We start from the raw sequence: 24,329 nt of genomic DNA, 5'->3' as shown, positions 1-24,329 counted from the left end.
CCATGAACAGAAGAAACTTTTTATCGTTGACAGGCACATTTACCGGCGGTGCCTTATTGCTGCCCGATTTCCTTCATGCTTTCGGGATTCAAGCGAGCTTGGTGATTGGAGAACAATGTTTGGTCTTCATTCAACTAAACGGCGGCAATGACGGTTTGAACACATTTATTCCGTTTGAGAATCCTTTGTATTATGATTTGCGTACCAAAATCGCGCTTCCTAAAGACACTATCATCAGCAAAAACAAAGGCATGGCGTTTCATCCGGCGTTGAAAGATTTTGCGAACATGCAGCAAAACGGTGACTTGAGCATCATTCAAAACGTAGGTTATCCAGAGCCGAATCGCTCGCATTTTCGCAGTCAGGAAATTTGGCAAACCGCTTCGGGTTCGAAACAGTATTTGAATGAAGGTTGGCTCGGACGCTACCTCGATTTGCAATGTAAAGACCACCAACCTACAGCCGGCGTGAATTTGGATTCGATAGATAATTTGGCGCTAAAAGGTAACGAACCCAATTTCATTACTGTCAAAGATCCAAATCGTTTTAAAATCAGAACTGACAATAACGATACTGTAAAACTTTCCGATAATCCGCAATTAGATTTTGTTCGAAAAATTGCCAATTCAGTTTCCGAAGGTTCGGATGAAATTCAGAAAGCGATTGCGAAATCAACTACAGAAATGAGTTATCCTAAAACCAATTTGGGCAAAAATTTAGAATGGATTGCCAGATTAATCAAAGGAAATTTGAACTCCAAAGTCTATTACACTTCTCAAAATGGTTATGATACTCATGACAATCAGTTGAACATCCACCAACGCAATTTAACAGAATTGAACGATGCAGTTTTTAGCTTTTATACCGATTTGAAAAAAGCCAAATTATTGCAAAATGTAACCCTAGTAGTTTTCTCAGAATTTGGGAGAAGAGTCAAAGACAACGGTAACGGAACCGACCATGGAACCGCCGCTCCGATGTTTATCATTGGCGGAAACAACACTGGAAAAGTCATAGGTAACAATCCCAATCTAAGCGATTTAGATAATGGTGATTTAAAACATGAAACCGACTTTAGAAGCGTTTATGCCGGTTTACTTCAGAGCAAAATGAATTTTGATTATGCCAAAATCGGGATTACTGCTCCACCGATAAAAGGGTTGTTTTTCTAATTGTACTATTTATTCCATACAAAGCTGTAAGAAATCCCTATTGTGGGGTTTTTTTTTACAAATTAATTCCTCATCTTTGGTATTACTAATCAAAACATTAAGGCAACATGAAAGTTTACGAATCAACAGGCACTTTTAACCCGGGTGATGGAACCTTCTCTATTACCATTCAAACTACTGATATCAGTCCGGATGCATTTTATATCAGCCAATATTACAATATATGTAATAAAAATCGATATGCGATAGTGGGCATCCTTGAAACTAAAGATAAAGACGCTACCGATTTTTCTTCCTATCCGCCTAATGAACTGCTTATTCAGGAAGACGTGCCCTTTGGCGACCTTGACAATTCCTATGTTGTAGCTGGTGACAAAGACATTTGTGACATTACCTCCGCTGACGAAATTGTAGTTTACATTCACGACGGGATTGGTTTTGACCCGACAACCAATGAGGATGACAACAAATACATCGAAAACTATAAATTAGGCATTTATGTGCACTTAGCCGGTGGATCACCTCCGGGAGTTGGTGGACCAGGTAGTCTAAATGATTAAATCTTCTTCTATGAAGTCAAATCCAATTAAATTCATTTTTATAGTGCTTTTTTTTTTTAGCACGATCATAACTGTTGCTCAAAACGCAGCTTTAAAACAATTTGAATCTGAATTTGACAATCTAGATTATAAAACTCGTTTGGCTGAATTAAAAAAGTTTAAGCCAGGCGAGCTATCCTTAAAAGACCAAGCGCTTTTTGAACATTTATCGGGTAAAACCCAATACCTAAATAGCTCCGGTGTCGGTGCCGTAGAGCATTTTGTTAAGTCCAAAGAATTATATCTTCAAGCTAAAGATTTTGATAAAGTAGCCGAGCTGTTAGTAACATTAGCCGAACAAAAAAGTTTGAGTGATTATCAATATGCCGATTACAAACCTTTGTTAGATGAAGCTATTATCTATGCCGAAAAAAGTAAGAATCCAAATTTATTATGCAAAACCTATAAACAGATTGGAAAAAGCATTTATAAGTTGGAACCTCAAAAAGCGATTCGTTTTTTTCAAAAAGCGATTGCAATTGCCAATAAAAACAAGCTATTTATTCATGAGATTAAGATTAATGGCAACATTGGAGTTACCTATTTTGAAGTACTTAATGATTTAAAAAAAGCACATTATTATCATAATTTATCTTTAGAAATAAGTAAAAAACACAATTATCAGGAAGGTATAGCTTATGCCTATGTTAATTTCGCAGCCATCTGTCGCAAAGAAAAAAAGTATGACACTGCTTTAGAGTACTATGAAATGGTTCAAGATTTAAAATTTGACAATTACAGAGCTAATTTTGATCTGCATGTACTCCAATTCATATCGGATACTTACAAAGAGATGAAGAATTATGAAAAGGCTTTTGAATATCTCGATAAGAAAAAAGTGCTTGAGAAAGAACTTAGCGATCAGGAAGAAAATAAAATCATCCGTGACATTAATACCAAATACGAAACCCAAAAGAAAGAACTCGAAAACAAAAACCTAAAAATCAAAGACCAACAAAACAAACTGATACTCTACGCGTTTGTTGGTGTGTTTTTGCTTTTTGTGATTGGGGCCTATTTCAGAATCCTAAACATAAATAAAAAGAAAAGAATTGCCGAGCAAGAAAAACAAATTGAAAGCCAAAAACTAGAAAATGTACTCAAAGACCAAGAGTTGCATGAAATAGACAAAATGTTAGAAGGTCAGGAAAAAGAACGGCTTAAAATTGCCAATGATTTACACGATAACTTGGGCAGTATTTTAGCCACTTTGCGACTCAATTTTCAAAATTTGTACCAACAAAAAGAAGGTATCAATGAAGAAGAACAAGAAATGTTTGCCAAAACAGATGATTTGATTGAAGAAGCTTACCAAAAAGTTCGTGGTATGGCGCATGCCAAAAATGCCGGTGTAATCGGTAGCGAAGGCTTGGTTCCGGCAGTACAAAATATTGCAAAAAAAGTAGCGATTCCGAATAAACTTAAAGTACAAGTAATCCCATTTGGCATGACCAAAAGATTAGAAAATGCGCTCGAAGTCACGCTTTTCAGAATGATTCAAGAAATCTTGACCAATACCATTAAGCACGCTGAAGCCACAGAAATAACCATAAGTTTAACCCAAGACGAAGACAGCATCAACATTCTCATTGAAGACAACGGCAAAGGATTTAATCCAAAAGCTATTGACAAAAAAGAAGGCATGGGATTGAACAACATCCAAAAGAAAACCGAACAACTCAACGGTACTTTCAGCATAGACAGTTTTGAAGGAAAAGGAACTACCATCATTATAGACATCCCAATATGATAACGCTAATTATTGCCGAAGACCATCAAGCCCTGATTGACGGAATGAAATCATTTCTGAAAAATGAAAATGACATCAAAATCATTGGCTATGCTAATGATGGCTTAGCTCTTATAGACATTGCGCGCCTACTCAAACCCAATGTGATTATTACTGATATTCGCATGCCCAAATGCGACGGCATCATCGCTACCAAAACCATCAAATCCGAATTGCCACATACCAAAATCATCGCCTTCAGCATGTTTGACCACGACGATGCCATTTCACAAATGAAAGAAGCCGGCGCTTCGGGTTATATTATGAAAAACTCTTCCTTGCAAACGGTTTTAGATGCGATTCGTGCGGTCAACCAAGGACATTCTTATTTTGTCAATGAAACAGATAATGAATACGAAACACCCAAAAATGAATTGTTCTTTAGCTCACGTGAAAAAGAAATCCTACAATTAATTGCAGAAGGAAAATCATCACAAGAAATAGCTGAAACCCTCTTTATTGAGAAATCAACTGTCGATTCACACCGCAAAAACATGTCAAAAAAAATTAAAGTTATAGGAAAAACCGATTTAACAAAATTCGCTTTAGAGCGCAAATACGACTATTTGTAGTAAATTTACATAAGAATCACGATAAAAAATCCCCATTGATGGGGATTTTTTTTTTGGATTTCTTTCCCGAATTTTAAACAATCAAAAAAAAGAAATATTTGATTCTTGATTGGTTGTAAAATAAAGCCCGTTGTTAATAAACTTTCTTAGTGGTATTTGAAGGATATATTTAAGGTTAGATTTTACAAAAAACAATTAGATTCATAATAATTTAAGTTTTGGTTAGTTAATAAGAAGAATCCTGCCCGCTTAAGCAAAAATTTTAGTGGTATTTGATAGTTGTATTAAGGGCAGGTTTTTTTATCCATAAATTAAAATCAATATATGCCTCAAAGAAATCTCAACCCTAATCTGGTCATTTCCTACCATAGCATGCGTCAAAGCATAGGATGGCTCGGATTAAGTTTACCCTTTCTCTTACTAGTGGGCAATTATATTATTAATGAATACAATTTACTCAATAACGACACTTTTGTAATGACACAATGCAATGTTTATACTGCGGACACCTCGTTCAAATCTTCCATCAGTCACTATTACTATACGACTGTTGGCGGACTTTTTACCGGAGTACTTTCTGCCGTGGCTTTGTTTATGTTTAGTTACCGTGGATATCCGCAACGCGATGAAGAGATAGTGCCTTCCGATAGTTTTATGACCAATCTGGCCGGGATTTGCGCTTTGGGCGTGGCTATTTTTCCAACGTCATCCTACAATTGCTTGTCCGATAATGTTCGTACTTTCATCAGCAGTGAAACTATGGGCTATGTACATTATATGTTTGCCGGGTTCTTTTTTATCACGCTGTCACTCATTTCGATTTTTAATTTCAGACGTACCGCCAAAGTTGAAGATTTCGGCAAAATGCCTTCGCATAATTTTTACAAATACTGTGGTATCGTCATGCTGGTTTGTATTTCGCTGATTTTGATTTATTCCGTATGGCTGGAAAACGATTATCCAGAGCTTGACTCTTATAATATTACTTTTATTTTAGAAACCTTTGCTTTGATCGCCTTTGGTTTGTCATGGCTAAAAAAAGGAAGAATAGACAGTAACTAATGCCTTAATATTCAAATAATTTATAACTAAACAAAAAAATCATGTGTTGGAACAAAGTAGAATCGCAGTGTAAAATGGTTTACAGCACTCCTTTCATCAATGCCGAAAAACCGTTAGACCGCAAGTTTATCATTCAAATCATTGCCGAGGAGTTTCCCGATTTTCCACGTGTACGCATTGCGGCCACGGTGGATAGCTGTTTTAAACTATTCCCTACGCCGGTGTCACGCCAAAAGCTACTGCACTTTGTGCAAATGAACTTGCGATAAAAAGACCTCTCTATACCTACCACTCCTCCCTCTTCCATTTTGAGACTTTGAAAGAGGGTTTTGGAGTGACAAAATAGTAATGCAACCCTGAACCCAAATCAGATACAAGTAACCTTATTGGAGATTGTATCTGATTTTTTTTTTTGAAATATACAAAACACTTAAAAGTGGTTGCATACATGATAAAAGTGGTTTTTGTATATTAGCAAGGGGAATAAATTGTATTTGTAATATTTTTAAGCAAGACATAAGGTAACCTAAAGAACATTTCGTTTTACAGAAACAAATACATGAATTATTTATGCACAAAAATTCTTTACCAAACTGGATAAATAGCGATTCTGATTTACAAATTCTTTTAGAAAATATTGATGCTCAAACTGTGAATGAATATGAAAAAGCCAGCATAGCTTTTGATAAATTAACTGAACTATATGGCTTACCAAAATATCCAGAAGACATACAATCTAGAGAAACTTATCAGGTTGGAGATTTTCATCTTTATAACTCAATTTCAATGTATGAAGTTTTAGGAAAACTAAAATTTGTAAACAAGTCAACAGAAGAATTAAAATCGAATGTTCTTCTTGCTGCATATTTAATTAAAAACAGTTTTGAACCAAACATTGATGATGAGCTTGATACTTATTTAGGTGACGATGAATTGTCCGGTTTCGGCTATAAAGGCAAAAGTGTAGATGTCGAAATGATTCCAATAAGAAATGGTGAAACTTGGTTTGACAAAGGTTGCGTGTATTTCATAAAAGAAGAGTAATAAAAGTCAGCCTATAACTGCGGTTTATAGTAACTGTGCTAAAGCTATTTCCGAATTTTCTCCGAAAATTCAAAGCCAAGTTTTGCAATTAGAATAATAAATAATCATACCTATTAAAATAGGTAAAACATTACCCATCAGCATAAAAACAACATGAAAAATTTAGCATTACTTTTAATGGCAGCAATATTAATTTCATGCAATGACAAGACAAACAATCTTGTTGATACCCCAAAAAAAACGAGGAATGAAGAAGTAAAAATTCCCAACAATACTATTGAGCCTGATAGCGCGAAAATTAAAGACTACCCAAATGAAGTAATGCTAGAAGACGATATGCTGTTTAACGGAAAACTAAAAAGATATTTTTCTCTAAAAGACTTCGAAAATGTCTTTGGAAAAGCAGACAGCATAAAATTATTAGCAGAGGAAGAACCATGCACTTATATTTTTGACACCGAAGTTCAAACTAACGATAGTAATGACAACCAGTATTTTTATAAAGATGGCTCTCGTTATGAAAACTATAAAGAAAAAGTTGCCGTTGACAAGTTTAAATTTTTAAAAAATAACTTCATTGTCTACCGAGGAAAAATACTAAGCTCCGCTACATCAATTAATGACCTTAAAAAACTCTTTCCAAATGCCATTCAAAACATAAAAACTATGGAGGTTGTTGGAGAAGGAAAACTACAAATAATTCAGTTAAGAGATGAGGAAAACAATCTTTCTGACGGACATATAAATGTCTATTTAAAAAAGGGGAAATTGTATTATATACATTGGTGGTTTCCTTGCTAACACACCGAATGCAAAATAGCGTAGAATAAAATAGTTGTTCTCAAAAAAGCAGTCATGAAGTTCTAAATTAACATCAACAAAGTCTAAAACAACATGGGAAAAGTCTAAAACGATATGGGAAAGTTCTAAAACGACTCCGGTAAGTTCTAAAATGACATGGGAAAAGTCTAAAACGACACCTGCAATGTTCGAAAAGGCACCTGCAACCTTCAAAAAGACAACTGCCAACTCTGAAAAGCAACCTGCAATATTCGAAAAGTGTCCTGCTAAGTCTAAAAAAGAACAGACAAACAAGGACAAATTAAAAACTGAATACATAATAGCATTCTAAAGAAAATGCTTAGCATAAGTTTTCAACTAAAACAAAAACCATGAAACTTTTTAAAAACATAATTTACTTGCTACTGACAATCATCCTAATCAGCTGCAACAATAAAACGCGCAACGCAACTCCTCAAGATACTAAAAAAGAACTCATCATTGGCGGCGGTTGTGACGGTTGTGAAATCATGTATGAAGGCATGCCCAAAGACCTAAAAGCTATTGACACCAGCGACGGTTGGCAGGAAAAAGGTCAAAAGTTAGTAATAGAAGGCACCGTTTTTAAACCAGACGGCAAAACAAAAGCTCCCAATGTGATTATTTATTATTGGCAAACAGACACCGCTGGTTTGTACTCTAAAACCAAAGAGGAAAACACCATTCATGGTCATTTGCGCGGTTGGTTACAAAGTGATGCCAACGGTAATTATAAAATCTACACGGTTCGTCCGGCGTCATATCCTAACAGTTCGATTCCGGCACACATTCATTTTGCTATTAAAGAACCTAAGCTCAACGAATACTATATCGAAGATTTGCTATTTGAAGACGATCCACATCTAACCAAAGTAGAACGTCAAAAGTTAGAACAACGTGGTGGCAATGGTATTGCCAAAACCAGTACGGTAAATAACGTGCAATATGCCAGACGCGATATCATTTTAGGAAAAAATATTCCGGACTATCCTAAACCATAAGCACAAAATCAAAACTTTTATTATTTCCAATTCTTCTTGAAGGCCATAAACTTCAGGAAAAATGAGTTACGACAAATATTTATTAAAAAAAAATGTATATTTATTGTTTATCAATAAATATTTGTTTTATATTTGTCCTGTTAAACTTTAAAATTCAATCCATATGTCAAAAACAAACAACTTCGTATTTTGGGTCTTGTGTATTATAGCCTGGATCATTTTTGTCGGCTTGTCCATTGAAGCAGGAGGACTAATAGTAAATTTCATTGTCAGTATTTACAACCCTGAATTTGTTCAAAACCTGTATCAAAAGTTGGACTTAATTCAAATGTATAAAGAGAGCAAATTAGCTTTTTTCGGGGTGTATAGCTTTATCCTAATCATTTCGATTTCGAAGGCCTGCCTGTTTTACACAGTGATCTTGCTAATGCACAAAATGGATTTGTCAAAACCGTTCAGTACTTTTGTTGCAAAAAAAATCTCACAAGTTAGTTATTTTGCCCTCTCAATTGGATTGTTGAGTTACGTTGCTAGGCACTTAGTTCAAGATCTAAAGCATTACGGTTTTGTTCCCGACAACTTAAACCAATTTTGGGTAGACAGTGAGGCATTTATTTTTATGGGAGCTGTGATTCATATTATTGCCATTATTTTCAAAAAAGGAGTCGATATTCAAAACGAAAACGATTTAACTGTTTAAGCTATGTCAATAATTGTAAACTTAGACGTGATGATGGCCAAAAGAAAGATGTCGTTAAACGAACTTTCCGAAAAGGTAGATTTGACTTTATCCAATCTTTCCATCCTAAAAACAGGTAAAGCCAAAGCCATTCGTTTCAGTACACTCGAAGCGATTTGCAAAGCCTTGGATTGTCAACCTGGTGATATATTGGAATATACAGACTAAAAGTTTTGTATATTTGAAAGGACTAGAAATTAGAAAAAATGGAACACAAAGGAATATCAATTCGGCCTTTCATTGGTTCAAAAGACTATGAAATATCAAGAAATTTTTACCAAGACTTGGGTTTTGAAGAAGTGGTTTTATCACCCAATATGTCTTATTTCAAAAGCAAGCAATTGGGTTTTTACCTGCAAGACGCTTATGTCAAAGATTGGATAGACAATACGATGGTTTTTATGGAAGTTGGTGATGTAAACCGCTTTTACAAAGAGTTGTTAGTTTTAGACTTACCATCAAAATACGATGGCGCTCGAGTAGTTCCAATACGGCAATTAGATTGGGGTAGCGAATGCTTCTTGCATGATCCTTCGGGAGTGTTGTGGCATTTTGGGGAGTTTATCAAACGATAGAATCTAAAAAACAACCACCGGAATTGAAATTTTTCTAACCACATAGAAGCATAGCTTTTTTTTCTATGACTCTATGTGGTTAAGTCTTAATACAACAGCTTCACTTCTTTCAATTCATAATACGCGATGGTATCGTCATTTAAAAGCACCGCCAATTTCCCATCACGAGTCACACATTTGATAATTCCCATAAACCGGTCGCCATTCGGAAATTCAAAAGCAGAAGGCTTGTCTTTTTTGAACAACAAATCGTTGTAATGCGCCCATGCTTCATCAGCTCTTTCAGGAAAAAGTATCAAATGTAGTTTCAATGATTTGATAAAACTTTGCGCCATTTCATCTAAATCATAAGTTTTGTTGGTGATGTTACTCAGCGAATTGGCTTGGGGTAAATGCTCAAAATCAGTTTGGTTTAAGTTCAATCCAAAACCAACCACTGCTGTAAAACTGCCATCAGACTTTAAGGTATTCTCTATCAATATGCCACCTACTTTTTTATTCTCTGCCATAATGTCGTTGGGCCATTTAACATTTACTTTCGATATGCCATTCATGGTTAGCAAACCTATTCCGGCCAAAGCGACCGCAATATTAAAATCGTAAATCGAAATCATATCTTGCGGAACATCTTTAATCAAAACACTGATAGTTAGATTTTTACCGGATTCGCTCACCCATTCAGAACCCATTTGTCCTCTGCCTTTAGTTTGTACCAAAGCCATGACAGCCGTGTAGTTTTCCAACCACTTTTCTTTGGCCAATTGCTTTAAATAGTCATTGGTCGAATCTATGGCATCGAGTTTGATTATAGGCATAATAGAAATAAAAATTGGAGGTAATTTTAAACTTTTGTTAAGCAAAAATAAGGACAAAAAGTAATACCTTTGCCAAATACACATAAATACTAGATGACGAAAAAAGCAATAAACACTGATGTACTCTTAGCGAGCATCATCAAAGGCATTGAAGAAGTAAAAGGAAATGATATTGAAATACTCGACTTAAGAGCTATAGACACCGCAGTTTGTGATTATTTTATCATTTGCAACGGTAACTCCAATACCCAAGTTAACGCGATTGTTAACTCTATCCAAAAATTAGTTTCCAAAGAATTAAAAGACAAACCTTGGCACGTAGAAGGTACGGACAATGGCGAATGGGTTTTAATGGATTATGTTGACATTGTGGTGCACGTGTTCCAAAAACAAATCCGTGAATTCTACAATATCGAAGGATTATGGGGCGATGCCCAAATTACTACCATTCCAAGTAACTATTAAAAATTGCGCTAAACACATATGGCTACCGAAAAGAAACCCAATAATTTTAAAGTAAGTCCGTGGTGGATTTACGCTGGATTAATCATCATATTCTTCGGATTAAACTACATCGGTGGTTCCGGTTTTCAGGATACTGCTAAGATTTCTTCGTCTAAATTCAACGAATATTTAGACAAAGGACAAATCGAAAAAGTGGTTGTTTTCAACAAAACTGAAGGTGAAGCTTACCTTACTGCCGCGGCTTTAAAAGACAAAGCACACGCCAAAGTTTCGAAAGACATGCTCGACAATGCCAATAAAGGACCACATTACTCTTTTGAGATTGGTAATGATGAAGTCTTCCAAAACAAAATCGAGAAAGCCAAATTAGATGGTAAAATTAAGGACTACGATTTTAAACCCAAAAGCAATTGGTCTGAGATATTTATCAGCTTGTTGCCTATCATCATTATCATCGGAATTTGGATTTTAATCATGCGCAGAATGTCTGGCGGTGGTGCCGGAGGTGGCGGTGGTCAAATCTTCAACATCGGAAAATCGAGAGCCAAATTATTTGACGAGAAAACCGATTTAAAAACCACATTCAAAGACGTTGCAGGATTAGAAGGTGCCAAAGAAGAAATACAAGAAATTGTAGAATTCTTAAGAAACCCTGATAAATACACTACACTTGGTGGTAAAATCCCAAAAGGGGCGCTATTAGTCGGTCCTCCGGGAACCGGTAAAACCCTTTTGGCGAAAGCCGTAGCAGGAGAAGCCAAAGTACCATTTTTCTCTTTATCAGGTTCTGATTTTGTGGAAATGTTTGTGGGTGTTGGTGCCTCACGTGTGAGAGATTTGTTCAAACAAGCCAAAGACAAAGCACCGGCGATTATCTTTATCGATGAGATTGATGCCGTTGGTCGTGCTCGTGGGAAAAACAATTTCTCAGGTTCGAATGACGAACGTGAAAACACCTTAAATCAGTTATTGACTGAAATGGATGGTTTCGGTACGAATACACATGTTATCGTATTGGCCGCTACCAATAGAGCAGATGTTTTAGACAAAGCTTTATTACGTGCCGGGCGTTTCGACCGCCAAATTTATGTAGACTTACCGGACGTGAGAGAGCGTAAAGAAATTTTTGAAGTGCACTTAAAACCTTTGAAAAAAGTAGACGGTTTAGATGTGGATTTCTTAGCCAAACAAACTCCGGGATTCTCAGGAGCAGATATTGCTAACGTATGTAACGAAGCAGCATTAATTGCAGCCCGAAATAACAAAACAGCCGTTGACAAACAGGATTTCTTAGACGCAGTTGACAGAATTGTTGGTGGTCTAGAAAAGAAAAACAAGATTGTTACACCGGATGAAAAACGTGCGATTGCCGTTCACGAAGCCGGTCATGCTACCGTAAGTTGGATGCTCGAACACGCAGCACCATTGGTGAAAGTTACGATTGTTCCGCGTGGACAAAGTTTAGGCGCCGCTTGGTATTTACCGGAAGAGCGTTTGATCGTTCGTCCGGAGCAAATGTTGGATGAAATGTGTGCCACTATGGGCGGACGTGCTGCTGAAAAAGTAATGTTCAACAAAATTTCTACCGGAGCTCTGAGCGATTTGGAAAAAGTAACCAAACAAGCGCGTGCTATGGTTACAATTTACGGATTGAATGAAAAATTAGGAAACATCACTTATTATGACTCTTCAGGACAAAGTGAATACAATTTCTCGAAACCTTATTCAGAAGAAACGGCTTTGGTTATCGATAAAGAGATTTCAAATTTAATCGAAACCGAATACCAAAGAGCTATCCAAATTTTGCAAGACAACAAAGAAAAACTGCAACAATTGGCTGATATTTTGATTGAAAAAGAAGTAATTTTCAAAGACGATTTAGAAACCATTTTCGGCAAAAGACCATACGACAATCACAGTGATGAAACCGTAGCGGATGCCGTAATCGAATAACATTTACCGTTTTTTAACATTTTTTTAAAATCTTAATTCAAAACATACTTTTGAATTAAGATTTTTTTATCTTTGAGGGATTTCAATCACAAAACTCGATTATACCAAACAAGCATGAGTCTTTTCAGAAAAATTTTTGGCACTAGTAATGATGCCTCTGACGAAGAAAGTCAAAGCGAATTTAACAATACTCCTTCCAGCTTTTCGCTACTACCCGTAGATGAGAAGTTTACTTATAATTTCAAAAAAAATGGCGGTAAGTTTTTGTATTGCGAAAACTTGAATGAAGTAAAAGATCAATTCCTAAATATCTTAGAGGAAAACGATTGGTTCGAATGTGAAGCATTATGTTATGAACCAAAATTATTCAGTATGCTTGATGAAAACAAGTTGCAGTACGACAAACCGGCTAACCCAATATTTTTATTCGCCAGCTGTGAAAATCTAATTGCCGATGAAGGTTCGGTGTTATTTTCCTCCAATCAAATCAAGCAAAACAAACCCAACGATTTACCCAATAACATTATCATATTGGCTACAACAAGTCAGATTTTGGAAACCAAAAGCGACGGATTGCGTGTCATCAAAAAGAAATATGATAAAGATTATCCAACCAATATTACTACTATCAAATATTTCGAAAAAGCTAAAGACGAAGATTTCCTGCAATACGGAAGCTCGGCTAAGAATTTATACCTCTTGCTTTTAGAAGATTTATAGCATGACGACTACCGTAACAAGAGCTTTATCCGGCGCAGTTTACGTACTGTTGCTTGTTGGCGCAACTTTATATTCACAATATAGCTTTTTGCTGTTGTTTGGTTTACTATTACTTTTTTCAGTGGTAGAATTCTGCAAATTGGTTTCGCTAAAACCTATTATTCCACTTGTAATAGCCACGGTTGGTTATATACTTTTCAACTTAAATAACACAGTCAAAACCAACGAGATTTTGTTGTTGATTGCGGCTTTACTGGTTTCCATTCGGTCACTTTTATTTCTATTTGAAAAGAAGGATAGATTTCTGGATGTACAAGCCAAATACGTTTTCCTGATTGGCTATCTCATCATACCCATCATCATTTTTACCAAAATTCCTTTTATCAATAACCAATATGTTCCCGAAATTATCATCAGCATCTTGGTAATTATTTGGTCCAATGATACTTTTGCGTATTTGGTTGGTATCACAATGGGGAAAAACAAACTATTCGAAAGAATTTCGCCTAAAAAAACTATTGAAGGTTTTGTTGGTGGTGTAATTTTTGCTGTCGTGGCCGGAATTTTATTAGCAGAATTTTACCTCCATGAACCAACCATCAGATGGATTATCATCGCGATGATCGTTAGTGCTTTTGGTACTTTAGGAGATTTAATAGAATCAAAATTTAAAAGAATTGCAGGCGTCAAAGACAGCGGTAACATCATGCCCGGTCATGGTGGTTTTCTAGATCGCTTGGATAGTATTATATTTGTAGCACCATTTGTTTATTTGTTTTACCAAATTATTTATTATGTTTCATAAAGAAGGTTATAAAATCATTTTCATTGCAATAGTAAGCTTTATCGCTGCATTATTATTGGCGGATAAGTTTATTTCTATTGCTTGGCTTAGAATTGCCATTCAATTGGTTTTTGTTTTCCTTTTTATCATGATTTTGCAATTCTTCAGAAACCCGAACAGAAAAATAATGCCAAATGAAAATTATTTTTTGGCACCGGTTGATGGAAAAGTGGTAGTGATTGAAGAAGTATTTGAAGAAGAATATTTTAAAGACAAAAGATTACAAGTTTCAATTTTCATGTCACCCATAAATGTGCACGTAACGCGTTATGGTGCTTCGGGTAAAATCAAATTCAGCAAATACCATCCGGGAAAATATTTGGTTGCTTGGCATCCAAAAGCGAGTACTGAAAACGAAAGAACAACAGTAGTGATTGAAACCTCTGCCTTTGGCGAAGTCTTATACCGACAAATCGCCGGCGCTTTGGCACGCAGAATTGTAAACTATGCCGAAGAAGGACAACAAGTCGTTCAAGGTGATGATGCCGGTTTTATAAAATTTGGTTCCAGAGTTGATATTTATTTCCCGCTAGGAACTAAAGTGGATGTGGCACTGAAACAAAATGCTGTCGGTAACCAAACGGTTATTGCCTCAAAATAATAGTCTCAAAACATGTCTGAAAAAGAATTAGAAGTTCGATTTCTGGAAGCCGTTGAACATGCTTCTAAAATGACACAGTCATCGTTGCCGCAAGATGTACAGTTGCGATTGTATGCCTATTATAAACAAGCTACTTTTGGCACTATTGAATACAACAACTCGTCTACTTTTGATTTGAGAAATGCTTTTAAAACCAATGCTTGGATGCAAATCAGTCATCTTTCGGTTGAAGAAGCTAAAGAATTATATATCGAAGCCATCAATGCTATTGTAAACGCAAAAAAATAAACTATGAAAAGGATTCTTGTTATCGCTTTATGTTTTTCTTTTACGCTCCTATTGTCTTCCTGTAATAAAAAAAAATTAACTGAAGTAGTTGAAGTTCCATTGCCTTCAGCTGAGGAAAAAATTACGATTGGACAACCTGATGATGTTAGTGCCGATGAAGGCCAATTTGCTTTAGCCAAACTTCCTTATGAATATAATGCACTAATGCCAAGCATTGACATCCTAACCATGGAAGTCCATTATTCCAAACATTATTTAACGTATACCAATAACTTAAACAAATTGGTTGCTGCCGATCCTTTGATGGTTGATTTAGCTATTGAAGATATTTTGAAAAAGTTAGACATGAACAATGCCGACTTGCGAAACAATGCCGGTGGTTATTACAATCACACATTATTTTTTGAAGGCATGGCGCCAAAAGCTGACGGACAACCCAAAGATACTTTGGCAACCATTATTAACCGTGATTTCGGTTCGTTTGAAGTGTTTAAAAATCAATTTTCTGATGCTGCTGAGAAGCAATTTGGTTCTGGTTGGGCTTGGTTAGTCGTGGATAAAGCCGGAAAATTATTGGTGACAAGCACACCAAATCAAGACAATCCTTTAATGCCAACCCAAACCGTAAAAGGAACACCAATTTTATGCTTGGACGTTTGGGAACACGCTTATTATTTAGATTACCGTTACAAACGCAAAAAATATATTGATGCGTTCTTTAAAGTAATTAATTGGAAAAAAGTTTCCGAACGATATTTAGAAGCAACAGCTACAAAATAAAAAAATCCCTAATCTTCGATTAGGGATTTTTATTTTACCAAATAACCACTTTCAAATTATCCGGTCTTCGCATTTTGCTTCCCGGCTTAATATTGAAAGCTTTGTGAAAATCAGGATTATTTTCTAACGGCCCGTTGATTCTGTATTTCGCCGGGGCGTGAACATCGGTTAGTAATTGTTGGGCTAACGATTCAGGTTTGATGTTCACCATCCAAGCGTAACCATACGCCAAGAAGAAACGTTGCTCCGGTGTAAAACCGCTAATTTTTTCTTTGTTTATATATTGTTTAGATTTTTTGAAAGCTTCAAACCCCATCACTACGCCACCTAAATCAGCTATGTTTTCCCCTTGAGTAGCATCACCGTTTACAAATTTGCCAGGCAAAGCTTCGTATTTACTGAATTGCTCAACGATTAGTTTGGTTTTGGCTTTGAACTTTTGCAAATCTTCTGCGGTCCACCAATTGTTCAAGTTTCCTTTTTCGTCATACTGACTGCCTTGGTCATCAAATCCATGGGTAATTTCGTGCCCAAAAGTGGAACCACCGATAATACCATACAACACTGCATCATCAGGCATTCTGCCTTCAAATCCGGGTACTAAAATATTACAAGCCGGAACACAAATTTCATTATTACTTGGACTGTAATAAGCATTATACGTTTGCGGATACATTCCCCATTCGGTTCTATCTACAGGCTTACCATATTTTGAAATCATATCTTTGATTGCCCATTTATTGGTTGCCATTACATTGGCTAAAAATGTTCCCCTATTAATAGTAACACTACTCAAGTCTTTCCATTTGTCGGGATAACCCACTTTCATTACGATTTTACTTAATTTGAATAACGCTTTTTTCTTGGTTTCTTCACTCATCCAATCTAAAGTTTTGATACGCTCGGCATAAACATCGCGGATATTGTTGCCTATTTCCAAAAGTTTTTCTTTGGAACCTTTTGGCAAATAATCTTTTACATAAACCTGTCCAATCAATTCGCCTAAAGAACCATCGGTTTGCTCTACTATTCGTTTCCAACGTGGTTTTTGTTCTTTTACGCCACTCATTACAGTAGAATAAAAATAGAAATTTTGCTTTTCAATCGCATTGTTCAAATAAGACGCATAAGAATTTACTAAATCCCATTCCAGGTAAGTTTTCCAATCTTCAACCGAGTAACTTTTAACCATTTGGTCTAAAGCTTTATAAAACTCAGGCTGACCAACAATAATAGTGTCGGCATTTTTAATTCCGATAGAAGCGGTCATTTGTTGCCAATTGATATTTGGCGTAGCACTGTTCATTTGAGCAATACTCATTTTGTTGTAATTCTTAATCGGATCACGTAAGGCTTCTAATTTTCTGGAGTTTTTGGCCAATTCGGTTTCCAATTTCATGATAATTGCAGCATTGGCTTTAGCAACATCAGTAGCCTTTCCAATCAATTGACCCATTTTCTGTAAATGCTTCACATACTCGGTACGAATATTTACCGTTTCTTTATCGGTATTGAAATAATAATCGCGATTCCCTAAACCTAATCCGCCTTGACCTAAAAAGACAGCATATTTCGCACTATTCTTATCGTCTTGTCCAACATATAAAGAAAAGGCCGGATTAGCACCGATAGTATGCAAGTAAGCAATCGTATTTAATAATGAAGGAACATCATTGATGGCTTTTATTTTATTCAAATCAGCTTTCAAAGGAGACAATCCTAATTTTTCTATCTGCAAAGTATCCATACCGGAAGCATAGAAATCACCGATTTTTTGTTCGTTACTTCCTTTAGGAGCATCAGTCATTTCAGCCGATTTCTCACAAATTTGCTTGATTTGAGAATTGATAGTATCGCCTATCGTTCTGAAAATCCCATTGCTTCGTTCACTATCCGGAATTGGATTCCGTTTGAACCATCCGCCATTGGCATACATAAAAAAGTCATCACCCGGATTAAGCGTTGTATCTCTGTTGGTCACTAAAGGATCAACAAAATCGGCTTCTTTTTGGTTACAGCTAACCAGCAATATCGCAGAAAATAAGCCTAGAGTAAATTTAGTTATTGGTTTCATAAAAGTATGTTTTGATGGATAATTGGACTGATGAACAGTAAAAATGTTACCAAATGTAAAACATTTGTTGAGATTGTAATAAAAAAACCATCCGAAGATGGCTTAGTCATTAGTCTTTGATTCCAAGTTTGTCTAAAATATCTTCCATCAAACACCATTTGGTTATGGAAGATTGCAACAAATTCGTTCCGACAAAAGCGGTAAACCACAGCCAATTTTGATTGACATAAATCGCCAATAGCAAACTGATTAAAATAAAAGTTCCGGCTACAGCTCTGATAATTCTATTTTTCATGATACTAGTATTTAATTAGATTTTTCAATGTTTAGTACGGCCACATTGAGTTGGGCCTTGGTTTCTTGTTTGGCGTTAAAATCCGCTACGAGTTGGAAAAACAAATCGACACTCTCTTTTTTTACAAAAGCGTAAAAGAGTAAGGATTCGGTTTCGTTCATTTCGGAAGCGAACCAATTGGTTTCGATAAATTCTTCCGAAACGTCTTTGTAACCCATTACATTTCGGTAACTAAACGCTCTGACATTGGCCTTTTTCAACAGTATTTTGATGTCTTTTTCAAATTCTGTTATAGCAGTAATGATTAATAGTTTCATAATATTACGAATTAGATTCTCCAGATTCGGAAGACGATGGAGTGTGATCTTCCCATTTTTTTCTTTCAGTGACATAATAAATCAACGGCACTACAATTAGTGTTAGTAACGTTGAAACAATCGCTCCAAATACTAAGGAAATCGCCAATCCTTGAAATATTGGGTCAAATAAAATAATTGAAGCCCCGATTACTACGGCACCAGTGGTTAATAAAATTGGCGTGGTTCTCACAGCTCCTGCTTCAATAATCGCTTGCTTCAATGGAATACCATCATTCAAACGAATCTCAATAAAATCAATCAGTAAAACTGAATTTCGGACCATGACTCCGGCCAAAGCAATCATGCCGATAAAAGAGGTTGCGGTGAAGAAAGCACCCAATAACCAGTGACCTAATACAATGCCGACTAACGAAAGTGGAATTGCCATCATCATCACTATCGGCGTTTTGAAATTTTGGAACCAACCCACAATCAACATGTATATAATGACAATCACGATTACGAAAGCCGCACCTAAATCGCGGAAAACTTCTAAAGTAATTTGCCATTCACCATCCCATTTTACGGTAAAATCACTTTCATCGGAAGGTTGTTCCATGTACAGTTCGTTGACTTTGTAACCTTTAGGTAATTGCATTTTTTGGAGTTTTTCATTCATTCCTAAAATGGCGTACACCGGACTTTCCAAATCGCCGGCCATATCGGCTGTTACATAAACAACACGTTTTTGGTCTTTGCGGTAAATGGTTTTCTGTAAAGTATCTTGAACCACTTTAACCAAATCACTCACCGGAACTACATTGCCATGATTGCCTTTGATTTTCAGATTTTGAATATCTTGTAAACTCGTTTTATCCTTATCGTCCAAAGACAATACTATCCCAACATTGTCATTCGAATTTTCATCATATAAATTGGAAATCGGGTATTCTTTTAAGATATAAGTCAAATTGCCTACGACTTGTTGCGGAGCTATTCCGTTTAGCATGGCTTTTTCTTTATCGACAACCAATTTATATTCGGTTTGATTGTCTTCAGTCATCCAATCGACATCAACGATATCCGTGGTATTTTCCAGAATACTTTTTACTTGATTGGCGACTTTGATTTGCTCTTTATAATTGGGTCCATAGATTTCCGCAACTAAAGTCGATAACACCGGAGGACCTGGTGGTACTTCTATAATCTTAACATTGGCAGCATACTTTTTGGCTATCTTTTGGATTTCGGGACGCACGATTTTAGCGATGTCATGACTTTGCAAATCGCGGTCTTCTTTGTGTAATAAATTCACCTGAATGTCGGCCATATTGCTTCCGCCACGCATATCGTAATGACGAACCAAACCGTTAAACGTAATGGGTGCGGAAGTACCAATGTAATTTTGGTAATTCACTACTTCCGGAACAGTAGAAAGGTATTGTGCAATTTCCTGAGTTACTGCCGCCGTTCTTTCTAAAGTCGTTCCTTCAGGCATGTCAATCACGACTTGAAATTCATTTTTATTGTCAAATGGTAACATTTTAACCGCAACCGATTTGGTAAAAAACATCAAGACCGAACCGATTAGCAATAAAACAGTTATTCCTAACATCAAACGACGCTTTTTAGAACTTTCTAAAAATGGACGTTCCATTTTACTGTAGACTTTGTAAATCCATGACGTTTCTATTCCTTGTTCGGCTTTGTGTTCTTGGGTTTCTTTTTCATGTAATAAATGGTAACCCAAATAAGGTGTAACGGTAAGTGCTACAAACAAAGATAACAACATCGCAATCGAAGCGCCAATTGGCATCGGACTCATATATGGCCCCATCATCCCCGAAACGAAAGCCATTGGCAATATGGCTGCGATAACCGTAAAAGTGGCTAGAATGGTTGGGTTTCCAACTTCATTAATAGCATAAATGGCAGCTTGTTTGAACGGTAAACGCTTCATCTTGAAGTGACGGTGCATGTTTTCGGCAATGATGATACTGTCATCTACGACAATGCCCACTACGAAAACCAAGGCGAATAAAGTGATTCTATTCAAAGTATAACCCAACATATAGTAGGCAAATAGTGTCAAAGCAAACGTCAAGGGCACCGAAAAGAAAACCACTAATCCACCGCGCCAACCCATCGCCAACATTACTAAAAGTGTGACCGCAATAATCGCAATGCCTAGATGCAACAACAACTCTCCTACTTTATCCGAAGCGGTTTCACCATAATTTCGAGTCACTTCTACGTGAACATCATCGGTGATTATCGTTTGTTTTAAATGCTTGACTTTTTCCAAAATCTTTTCGGAAATTTTCATGGCATCGGCACCTTTTACTTTACCAATGGAAATCGTTACCGCCGGATATTCCGAATTGTTTTTGGCGAATTTTTCATTTGCTTTTCCATAACCGAAAGACACATAACTTCTCGGCGTTGAAGGTCCGTCTTGTACCGAAGCGACTTGTTTTAAATAAACCGGCATATTGGCATTCACACCAACTACCAAATTTTCAATATCTTCTGCAGATTTTAGAAATTCTCCTGTAGTCAACAGATATTCTTTATCGGCGGAAACAAAACTTCCTGACTGTGAGCTGCCGTTATTGGCCTGAATCATTTGCATAATGCCCAACGCATCAATACCACTTTCTGCCATTTTATCTTTGTCTAAAACCACTTTGACTTCACGGTTTCTGCCCCCGATTTCTTTGGTGATGGCGACATCTTTTACTTTCTCAATCTCCGAAGTCACTTCTTCCGCAATTTGACGGATCTCGAAATCGTTTAGTTTTTCGCTCCAAAGTGTTAGGCCTAACATCGGAACATCATCGATAGAACGCGTTTTTACCAAAGGTTTATAAACGCCTTGCGGGAACATATTTTCGTGTTTGGCCAACTCGTCGTATAATTTTACATACGAACGTTCTACATCTTGTCCGACATAGAATTGTACAATTAACACCGCTTGACCGTTCATTGCCATACTGTGCACGTGTTCTACGCCTTTGATATTGGAAACTATTTTTTCCAAAGGCTTTACCACGCGACTCTCAACTTCACTCGGGCTCGCTCCTGGATAACCCACCATTACATCGGCCATCGGAACATTGATTTGTGGTTCTTCTTCTCTTGGAATCAGAAACGAACTGTATACACCAATAATCATTAATCCAACCATTAACAGTATGGTTAATTTCGAATTGATAAAAAAATGGGCGATTTTACCTGATATACCTTCTTGCATCATATTTTGTTTAAAAGTTTCAAGTTCCAAGTTTCAGGTTTTGTTCTGAAAACTGATACTGAACACTGATTACTGATTACTGAACACTTATTTTGGCTCCATTGAATAACTTACCTTCTGAAGAAACGATGTATTGTTCATTAGCAGATAAGCCCGATAAAACTTCTACTTGGTTACCGAAAGATTTCCCGATGCGCAACCATCTTAAAATGGCTTTATTTCCGTTGCCAATAGTGTAAACTCCGGTGAGTTGACCTTGTTTGACCAAAGCACTTTCAGGAACCAACACTTTATCGGGTTTGGTCGTTGTTTTTGCTTTATTGGCCACAGGAAATTGAACATTGACAAACATGCCTGATAAAATGGCTTTGTCTATTTGGTTCAAACCGACTTTAACCAAATATTGTCCGCTGGTATTTATAGCAGAACTGCTTACTTCGATTACTTTTCCTGAGACTTCTTTGTTGATGGATTTCACTAACACTTTTACTGCCATTCCGTTTTGGATGTTGGCAATATCGCTCTCCGAAACCATCGCAGTCACTTGTAATCTCGTTATACCTTCAATACTTACTAAAGGCATTCCGGGATTGGCCATATCGCCTTCTTTGACAAAAGTATTGGTCACTTCTCCCGAAAACGGCGCAGTAATATTGCTGTAATTGAATTGCGCTAAAACTTCATTTTTCATTTGTTTGGCGGCTTCCAATCCGGCTTTTGCCATTTCGTAACGCGACGTCATGTCGTCTAACTCTTTTTGAGAAGCACTTTGCTGGTTGAACAAAACAGTGAATCTTTCGAAATCTTTTTTCGCATTATTGAAAGCAGCAGTAGCTTGCAAAATAGAAGCGTCTACTTGGGCTTTTTTGGCTTTAAGATCGGTGTTATTGATGCTTACCATTAATTGTCCGGCGCTAACTTTTTGACCGACTTTGACCTGCACCTTGGTCACGTAACCCATCATTCGGGTACTGACATTGGCACTATTTTCGGCTTCAATTTTGCCGCTGGCAGTTACAAAAGAACCATTGTTTTGCGCAGTCATTCCGCTAACTTTTACCGGAATTACTGCTGTATTATCCGGAATTTCTTTTCGGTCTTTTCCACAGGAAACGAATAAAAAAGCGGAAAGTGATAGGATTGTTATTATTTTATTATTCATGTTGATCTGTTTTATTAGTTGTCTTAATACTATTGGGTCAAAAATTGTAAATACTGTTGGGTATAATTGTACTCAAAAACCGCCTGCAAATGCTCTAATTCTTTTTGAATCATTTGGGTTTCGGCTGTCAATAAATCGGTGGTTTTTTCCAAACCCTGTGTGAATCGATTTTGGCGAATACGATAAACTTCTTCTGATTGTTTGAAAGCCATTTGTGATAAACCAACTTTATTTTCGGCATCTTTTAATTGGCGATTGGTTTTACTTAATTCGAGTTGGCTCTGCTTTTTATATTGTTCCGTTTCGATTGTAGCCTTTTGAAAATCGGCTTTAGCTTTATCGTATTTTCCAATGGATTTGTAACCGTCGAAAACGTTCCAAGACAATTGTGCTCCAACCAAATAGCCCTTTGCAGCCGTTCCTAAAAACTGACTATCATAGAGTTCATAACTACCGAAAGCGTTTAGTCTTGGTAAGAAATTCATTTTACTCATAACCATCATTTTTTGATACGCTTCGGAAGATTTATCCATGGCTTGAATGTCTTTTCTGTTGTCTGATAATTGGGTGTTTATCGCTTCAACTTGAATGGTATTGTCTAGCTCTTCAGAAGGTTTAAAAGTTTTGCCTTTAGCGTCTTCGTTTAATAGAAAAGCCAAATAATCCGATGCGTTTTGCACACTGCTTTTGGCGTATTGCAATTGATTCGAAATGTCATTCACGCGCACTTGAACATTCAATACATCGGTCTTTTGCAGCAAACCTTGTTTGAAATAATTTTCGACCAATTTCAAATTGGTTTTAGCCGTTGACTCCGCTTTTTCCAATACACGAACTGCCTTGTAAGCCAATTGTAATTGCATGTACGCTTTAGAAAATTCGAGCTCTACATACTCTTGAGTTCGCTGCGTTTGCAGTTGAAAAGCTTCCATTTTAGCTTTAGCGGCTTGTCTACCGAAAATACCATCAACGTTTAATAGTGGCTGTTTGATTTCGATTTTTGTAGCAAAATTTTGAGTGGTTTTAGGGTCATTCAATAATGCCGGATTAAAATCGGATTGGGTTAAGATTTCTTGGTTTAATTTGGAACCAAAAGCCATCAACGGATTGGTGGTTGCCATTCCGGTGTAAGAAATACTAATGTCAGGCAAAAAGAGTGCGTTGGATTGGCGAAAATCTGCTTGGGCCGATTGATAATTTTTCTGGGCGATTTTGATTTGCATGTTCTTTTCGGATACTTTTTGTTTCAAATCGCTTTTGGAAATAGACAAAGTATCTTGGCTGAATCCAAAAATAGATAGAAATAAAAATCCTGTGGTTACTAATAATTTGCTCATATACATCATATTTTATCTGAATTATGAAGCAAAAATAGCGTGGTGAAAAGGCTTGTACAGTTACAATTGTT

General features: G+C 36.5%; 26 protein-coding genes. 19 read left to right on the top strand and 7 right to left on the bottom strand.

Annotation, left to right across the window (positions count from 1 at the left end; translation table 11 throughout):
* Positions 1-2: 2 nt before the first annotated feature.
* From B3C16_RS04765 to B3C16_RS04710, 12 genes are all read left to right on the top strand, one after another.
* A complete protein-coding gene (locus B3C16_RS04765; protein ID WP_291129324.1) occupies positions 3-1,172 on the top strand; it encodes a DUF1501 domain-containing protein in 1,170 nt (389 codons plus the stop codon).
* A gap of 107 nt (positions 1,173-1,279) precedes the next feature.
* Positions 1,280-1,732: a hypothetical protein gene (locus B3C16_RS04760; RefSeq protein WP_291129323.1), complete on the top strand. Its 453-nt coding sequence runs from the start codon at positions 1,280-1,282 to the stop codon at positions 1,730-1,732.
* 10 nt (positions 1,733-1,742) lie between these two features.
* Positions 1,743-3,521, top strand: coding sequence for a tetratricopeptide repeat-containing sensor histidine kinase (locus tag B3C16_RS04755; protein WP_291129321.1), 1,779 nt, complete (start codon positions 1,743-1,745; stop codon positions 3,519-3,521).
* Positions 3,518-4,132: a response regulator transcription factor gene (locus B3C16_RS04750; protein ID WP_121314510.1), complete on the top strand. Its 615-nt coding sequence runs from the start codon at positions 3,518-3,520 to the stop codon at positions 4,130-4,132. Before B3C16_RS04755 ends, B3C16_RS04750 begins: the two co-directional genes overlap by 4 nt.
* Positions 4,133-4,456: 324 nt before the next feature.
* The gene (locus B3C16_RS04745; RefSeq protein WP_147406878.1) at positions 4,457-5,194 is read left to right on the top strand and encodes a hypothetical protein; all 738 of its coding nucleotides are present in this window, start codon (positions 4,457-4,459) and stop codon (positions 5,192-5,194) included.
* A gap of 41 nt (positions 5,195-5,235) precedes the next feature.
* Entirely contained in the window at positions 5,236-5,463 is a 228-nt protein-coding gene (locus B3C16_RS04740) for a hypothetical protein (RefSeq protein ID WP_291129319.1), read from the top strand.
* 301 nt (positions 5,464-5,764) lie between these two features.
* Entirely contained in the window at positions 5,765-6,238 is a 474-nt protein-coding gene (locus B3C16_RS04735; protein WP_291129318.1) for a hypothetical protein, read from the top strand.
* Between the two features lie 153 nt (positions 6,239-6,391).
* Positions 6,392-7,039, top strand: a complete 648-nt coding sequence (locus tag B3C16_RS04730) for a hypothetical protein (protein WP_291129315.1) — start codon at positions 6,392-6,394, stop codon at positions 7,037-7,039.
* 371 nt (positions 7,040-7,410) lie between these two features.
* Positions 7,411-8,058: an intradiol ring-cleavage dioxygenase gene (locus B3C16_RS04725; RefSeq protein WP_291129312.1), complete on the top strand. Its 648-nt coding sequence runs from the start codon at positions 7,411-7,413 to the stop codon at positions 8,056-8,058.
* Positions 8,059-8,221: 163 nt separating this feature from the next.
* Positions 8,222-8,758: a DUF2975 domain-containing protein gene (locus B3C16_RS04720; protein WP_121314517.1), complete on the top strand. Its 537-nt coding sequence runs from the start codon at positions 8,222-8,224 to the stop codon at positions 8,756-8,758.
* 3 nt (positions 8,759-8,761) lie between these two features.
* Entirely contained in the window at positions 8,762-8,965 is a 204-nt protein-coding gene (locus tag B3C16_RS04715; protein ID WP_121314518.1) for a helix-turn-helix domain-containing protein, read from the top strand.
* 38 nt (positions 8,966-9,003) lie between these two features.
* On the top strand, positions 9,004-9,372 hold the full coding sequence (locus tag B3C16_RS04710; protein ID WP_291129308.1) for a glyoxalase: 369 nt from the start codon (positions 9,004-9,006) through the stop codon (positions 9,370-9,372).
* A gap of 86 nt (positions 9,373-9,458) precedes the next feature.
* On the opposite strand, the gene B3C16_RS04705 is transcribed toward B3C16_RS04710, so the two are convergent.
* The gene (locus B3C16_RS04705) at positions 9,459-10,187 is read right to left on the bottom strand and encodes a biotin--[acetyl-CoA-carboxylase] ligase (RefSeq protein ID WP_291129305.1); all 729 of its coding nucleotides are present in this window, start codon (positions 10,185-10,187) and stop codon (positions 9,459-9,461) included.
* Between the two features lie 93 nt (positions 10,188-10,280).
* Here B3C16_RS04705 and rsfS point away from each other — a divergent pair, with 93 nt between their 5' ends.
* The 7 genes from rsfS (at position 10,281) to B3C16_RS04670 (ending at position 15,838) form a co-directional block, all read left to right on the top strand.
* Complete coding sequence (gene rsfS / locus B3C16_RS04700) at positions 10,281-10,652, top strand: ribosome silencing factor (RefSeq protein WP_121314521.1); 372 nt, start codon at positions 10,281-10,283, stop codon at positions 10,650-10,652.
* An 18-nt stretch (positions 10,653-10,670) separates the two neighbouring features.
* Positions 10,671-12,605 (top strand): ATP-dependent zinc metalloprotease FtsH, encoded by a 1,935-nt coding sequence (ftsH, locus tag B3C16_RS04695; protein WP_121314522.1) that lies wholly within the window; start codon positions 10,671-10,673, stop codon positions 12,603-12,605.
* A 114-nt stretch (positions 12,606-12,719) separates the two neighbouring features.
* Complete coding sequence (locus B3C16_RS04690) at positions 12,720-13,325, top strand: LUD domain-containing protein (RefSeq protein WP_291129299.1); 606 nt, start codon at positions 12,720-12,722, stop codon at positions 13,323-13,325.
* A 1-nt stretch (position 13,326) separates the two neighbouring features.
* Positions 13,327-14,130, top strand: coding sequence for a phosphatidate cytidylyltransferase (locus B3C16_RS04685; protein ID WP_291129297.1), 804 nt, complete (start codon positions 13,327-13,329; stop codon positions 14,128-14,130).
* On the top strand, positions 14,120-14,770 hold the full coding sequence (locus B3C16_RS04680; protein ID WP_121314525.1) for a phosphatidylserine decarboxylase family protein: 651 nt from the start codon (positions 14,120-14,122) through the stop codon (positions 14,768-14,770). The genes B3C16_RS04685 and B3C16_RS04680 overlap by 11 nt, the downstream gene beginning before the upstream one ends.
* Before the next feature lie 12 nt (positions 14,771-14,782).
* Positions 14,783-15,058 (top strand): acyl-CoA-binding protein, encoded by a 276-nt coding sequence (locus B3C16_RS04675; protein ID WP_121314526.1) that lies wholly within the window; start codon positions 14,783-14,785, stop codon positions 15,056-15,058.
* Between the two features lie 3 nt (positions 15,059-15,061).
* Entirely contained in the window at positions 15,062-15,838 is a 777-nt protein-coding gene (locus B3C16_RS04670; RefSeq protein ID WP_121314527.1) for a superoxide dismutase, read from the top strand.
* 34 nt (positions 15,839-15,872) lie between these two features.
* On the opposite strand, the gene B3C16_RS04665 is transcribed toward B3C16_RS04670, so the two are convergent.
* The 6 genes from B3C16_RS04665 to B3C16_RS04640 form a co-directional block, all read right to left on the bottom strand.
* Positions 15,873-17,912 carry a M13 family metallopeptidase gene (locus B3C16_RS04665; protein ID WP_121314528.1) on the bottom strand — a complete coding sequence of 680 codons (2,040 nt, stop codon included), beginning with the start codon at positions 17,910-17,912 and terminating at the stop codon, positions 15,873-15,875.
* A 109-nt stretch (positions 17,913-18,021) separates the two neighbouring features.
* Positions 18,022-18,207 (bottom strand): YgaP family membrane protein, encoded by a 186-nt coding sequence (locus tag B3C16_RS04660; protein ID WP_121314529.1) that lies wholly within the window; start codon positions 18,205-18,207, stop codon positions 18,022-18,024.
* An 11-nt stretch (positions 18,208-18,218) separates the two neighbouring features.
* Positions 18,219-18,524: a hypothetical protein gene (locus B3C16_RS04655; protein WP_291129291.1), complete on the bottom strand. Its 306-nt coding sequence runs from the start codon at positions 18,522-18,524 to the stop codon at positions 18,219-18,221.
* 4 nt (positions 18,525-18,528) lie between these two features.
* Positions 18,529-21,759 carry an efflux RND transporter permease subunit gene (locus tag B3C16_RS04650; protein WP_291129408.1) on the bottom strand — a complete coding sequence of 1,077 codons (3,231 nt, stop codon included), beginning with the start codon at positions 21,757-21,759 and terminating at the stop codon, positions 18,529-18,531.
* Positions 21,760-21,835: 76 nt separating this feature from the next.
* Positions 21,836-22,921 (bottom strand): efflux RND transporter periplasmic adaptor subunit, encoded by a 1,086-nt coding sequence (locus B3C16_RS04645; protein WP_291129289.1) that lies wholly within the window; start codon positions 22,919-22,921, stop codon positions 21,836-21,838.
* Between the two features lie 29 nt (positions 22,922-22,950).
* On the bottom strand, positions 22,951-24,258 hold the full coding sequence (locus tag B3C16_RS04640; RefSeq protein WP_291129288.1) for a TolC family protein: 1,308 nt from the start codon (positions 24,256-24,258) through the stop codon (positions 22,951-22,953).
* Positions 24,259-24,329: the final 71 nt, after the last annotated feature.

Origin of the sequence: Flavobacterium sp. UBA7682 (assembly GCF_002482945.1) — a bacterium.
Lineage (GTDB): Bacteria > Bacteroidota > Bacteroidia > Flavobacteriales > Flavobacteriaceae > Flavobacterium.
Note: the sequence above shows the minus strand (reverse complement) of the source record. Positions and strands in the feature narration are given on the sequence as shown.

Coding starts and splice junctions, on each gene's coding strand:
- B3C16_RS04715 (WP_121314518.1), top strand. CDS start 8,762: ATGTCAATAATTGTAAACTTAGACGTGATGATGGCCAAAAGAAAGATG.
- B3C16_RS04710 (WP_291129308.1), top strand. CDS start 9,004: ATGGAACACAAAGGAATATCAATTCGGCCTTTCATTGGTTCAAAAGAC.
- B3C16_RS04665 (WP_121314528.1), bottom strand. CDS start 17,912: ATGAAACCAATAACTAAATTTACTCTAGGCTTATTTTCTGCGATATTG.
- B3C16_RS04740 (WP_291129319.1), top strand. CDS start 5,236: ATGTGTTGGAACAAAGTAGAATCGCAGTGTAAAATGGTTTACAGCACT.
- B3C16_RS04675 (WP_121314526.1), top strand. CDS start 14,783: ATGTCTGAAAAAGAATTAGAAGTTCGATTTCTGGAAGCCGTTGAACAT.
- B3C16_RS04645 (WP_291129289.1), bottom strand. CDS start 22,921: ATGAATAATAAAATAATAACAATCCTATCACTTTCCGCTTTTTTATTC.
- B3C16_RS04660 (WP_121314529.1), bottom strand. CDS start 18,207: ATGAAAAATAGAATTATCAGAGCTGTAGCCGGAACTTTTATTTTAATC.
- B3C16_RS04690 (WP_291129299.1), top strand. CDS start 12,720: ATGAGTCTTTTCAGAAAAATTTTTGGCACTAGTAATGATGCCTCTGAC.
- ftsH (WP_121314522.1), top strand. CDS start 10,671: ATGGCTACCGAAAAGAAACCCAATAATTTTAAAGTAAGTCCGTGGTGG.
- B3C16_RS04650 (WP_291129408.1), bottom strand. CDS start 21,759: ATGCAAGAAGGTATATCAGGTAAAATCGCCCATTTTTTTATCAATTCG.
- B3C16_RS04720 (WP_121314517.1), top strand. CDS start 8,222: ATGTCAAAAACAAACAACTTCGTATTTTGGGTCTTGTGTATTATAGCC.
- B3C16_RS04735 (WP_291129318.1), top strand. CDS start 5,765: ATGCACAAAAATTCTTTACCAAACTGGATAAATAGCGATTCTGATTTA.
- B3C16_RS04750 (WP_121314510.1), top strand. CDS start 3,518: ATGATAACGCTAATTATTGCCGAAGACCATCAAGCCCTGATTGACGGA.
- B3C16_RS04725 (WP_291129312.1), top strand. CDS start 7,411: ATGAAACTTTTTAAAAACATAATTTACTTGCTACTGACAATCATCCTA.
- B3C16_RS04655 (WP_291129291.1), bottom strand. CDS start 18,524: ATGAAACTATTAATCATTACTGCTATAACAGAATTTGAAAAAGACATC.
- B3C16_RS04745 (WP_147406878.1), top strand. CDS start 4,457: ATGCCTCAAAGAAATCTCAACCCTAATCTGGTCATTTCCTACCATAGC.
- B3C16_RS04730 (WP_291129315.1), top strand. CDS start 6,392: ATGAAAAATTTAGCATTACTTTTAATGGCAGCAATATTAATTTCATGC.
- rsfS (WP_121314521.1), top strand. CDS start 10,281: ATGACGAAAAAAGCAATAAACACTGATGTACTCTTAGCGAGCATCATC.
- B3C16_RS04760 (WP_291129323.1), top strand. CDS start 1,280: ATGAAAGTTTACGAATCAACAGGCACTTTTAACCCGGGTGATGGAACC.
- B3C16_RS04755 (WP_291129321.1), top strand. CDS start 1,743: ATGAAGTCAAATCCAATTAAATTCATTTTTATAGTGCTTTTTTTTTTT.
- B3C16_RS04685 (WP_291129297.1), top strand. CDS start 13,327: ATGACGACTACCGTAACAAGAGCTTTATCCGGCGCAGTTTACGTACTG.
- B3C16_RS04640 (WP_291129288.1), bottom strand. CDS start 24,258: ATGAGCAAATTATTAGTAACCACAGGATTTTTATTTCTATCTATTTTT.
- B3C16_RS04705 (WP_291129305.1), bottom strand. CDS start 10,187: ATGCCTATAATCAAACTCGATGCCATAGATTCGACCAATGACTATTTA.
- B3C16_RS04670 (WP_121314527.1), top strand. CDS start 15,062: ATGAAAAGGATTCTTGTTATCGCTTTATGTTTTTCTTTTACGCTCCTA.
- B3C16_RS04680 (WP_121314525.1), top strand. CDS start 14,120: ATGTTTCATAAAGAAGGTTATAAAATCATTTTCATTGCAATAGTAAGC.
- B3C16_RS04765 (WP_291129324.1), top strand. CDS start 3: ATGAACAGAAGAAACTTTTTATCGTTGACAGGCACATTTACCGGCGGT.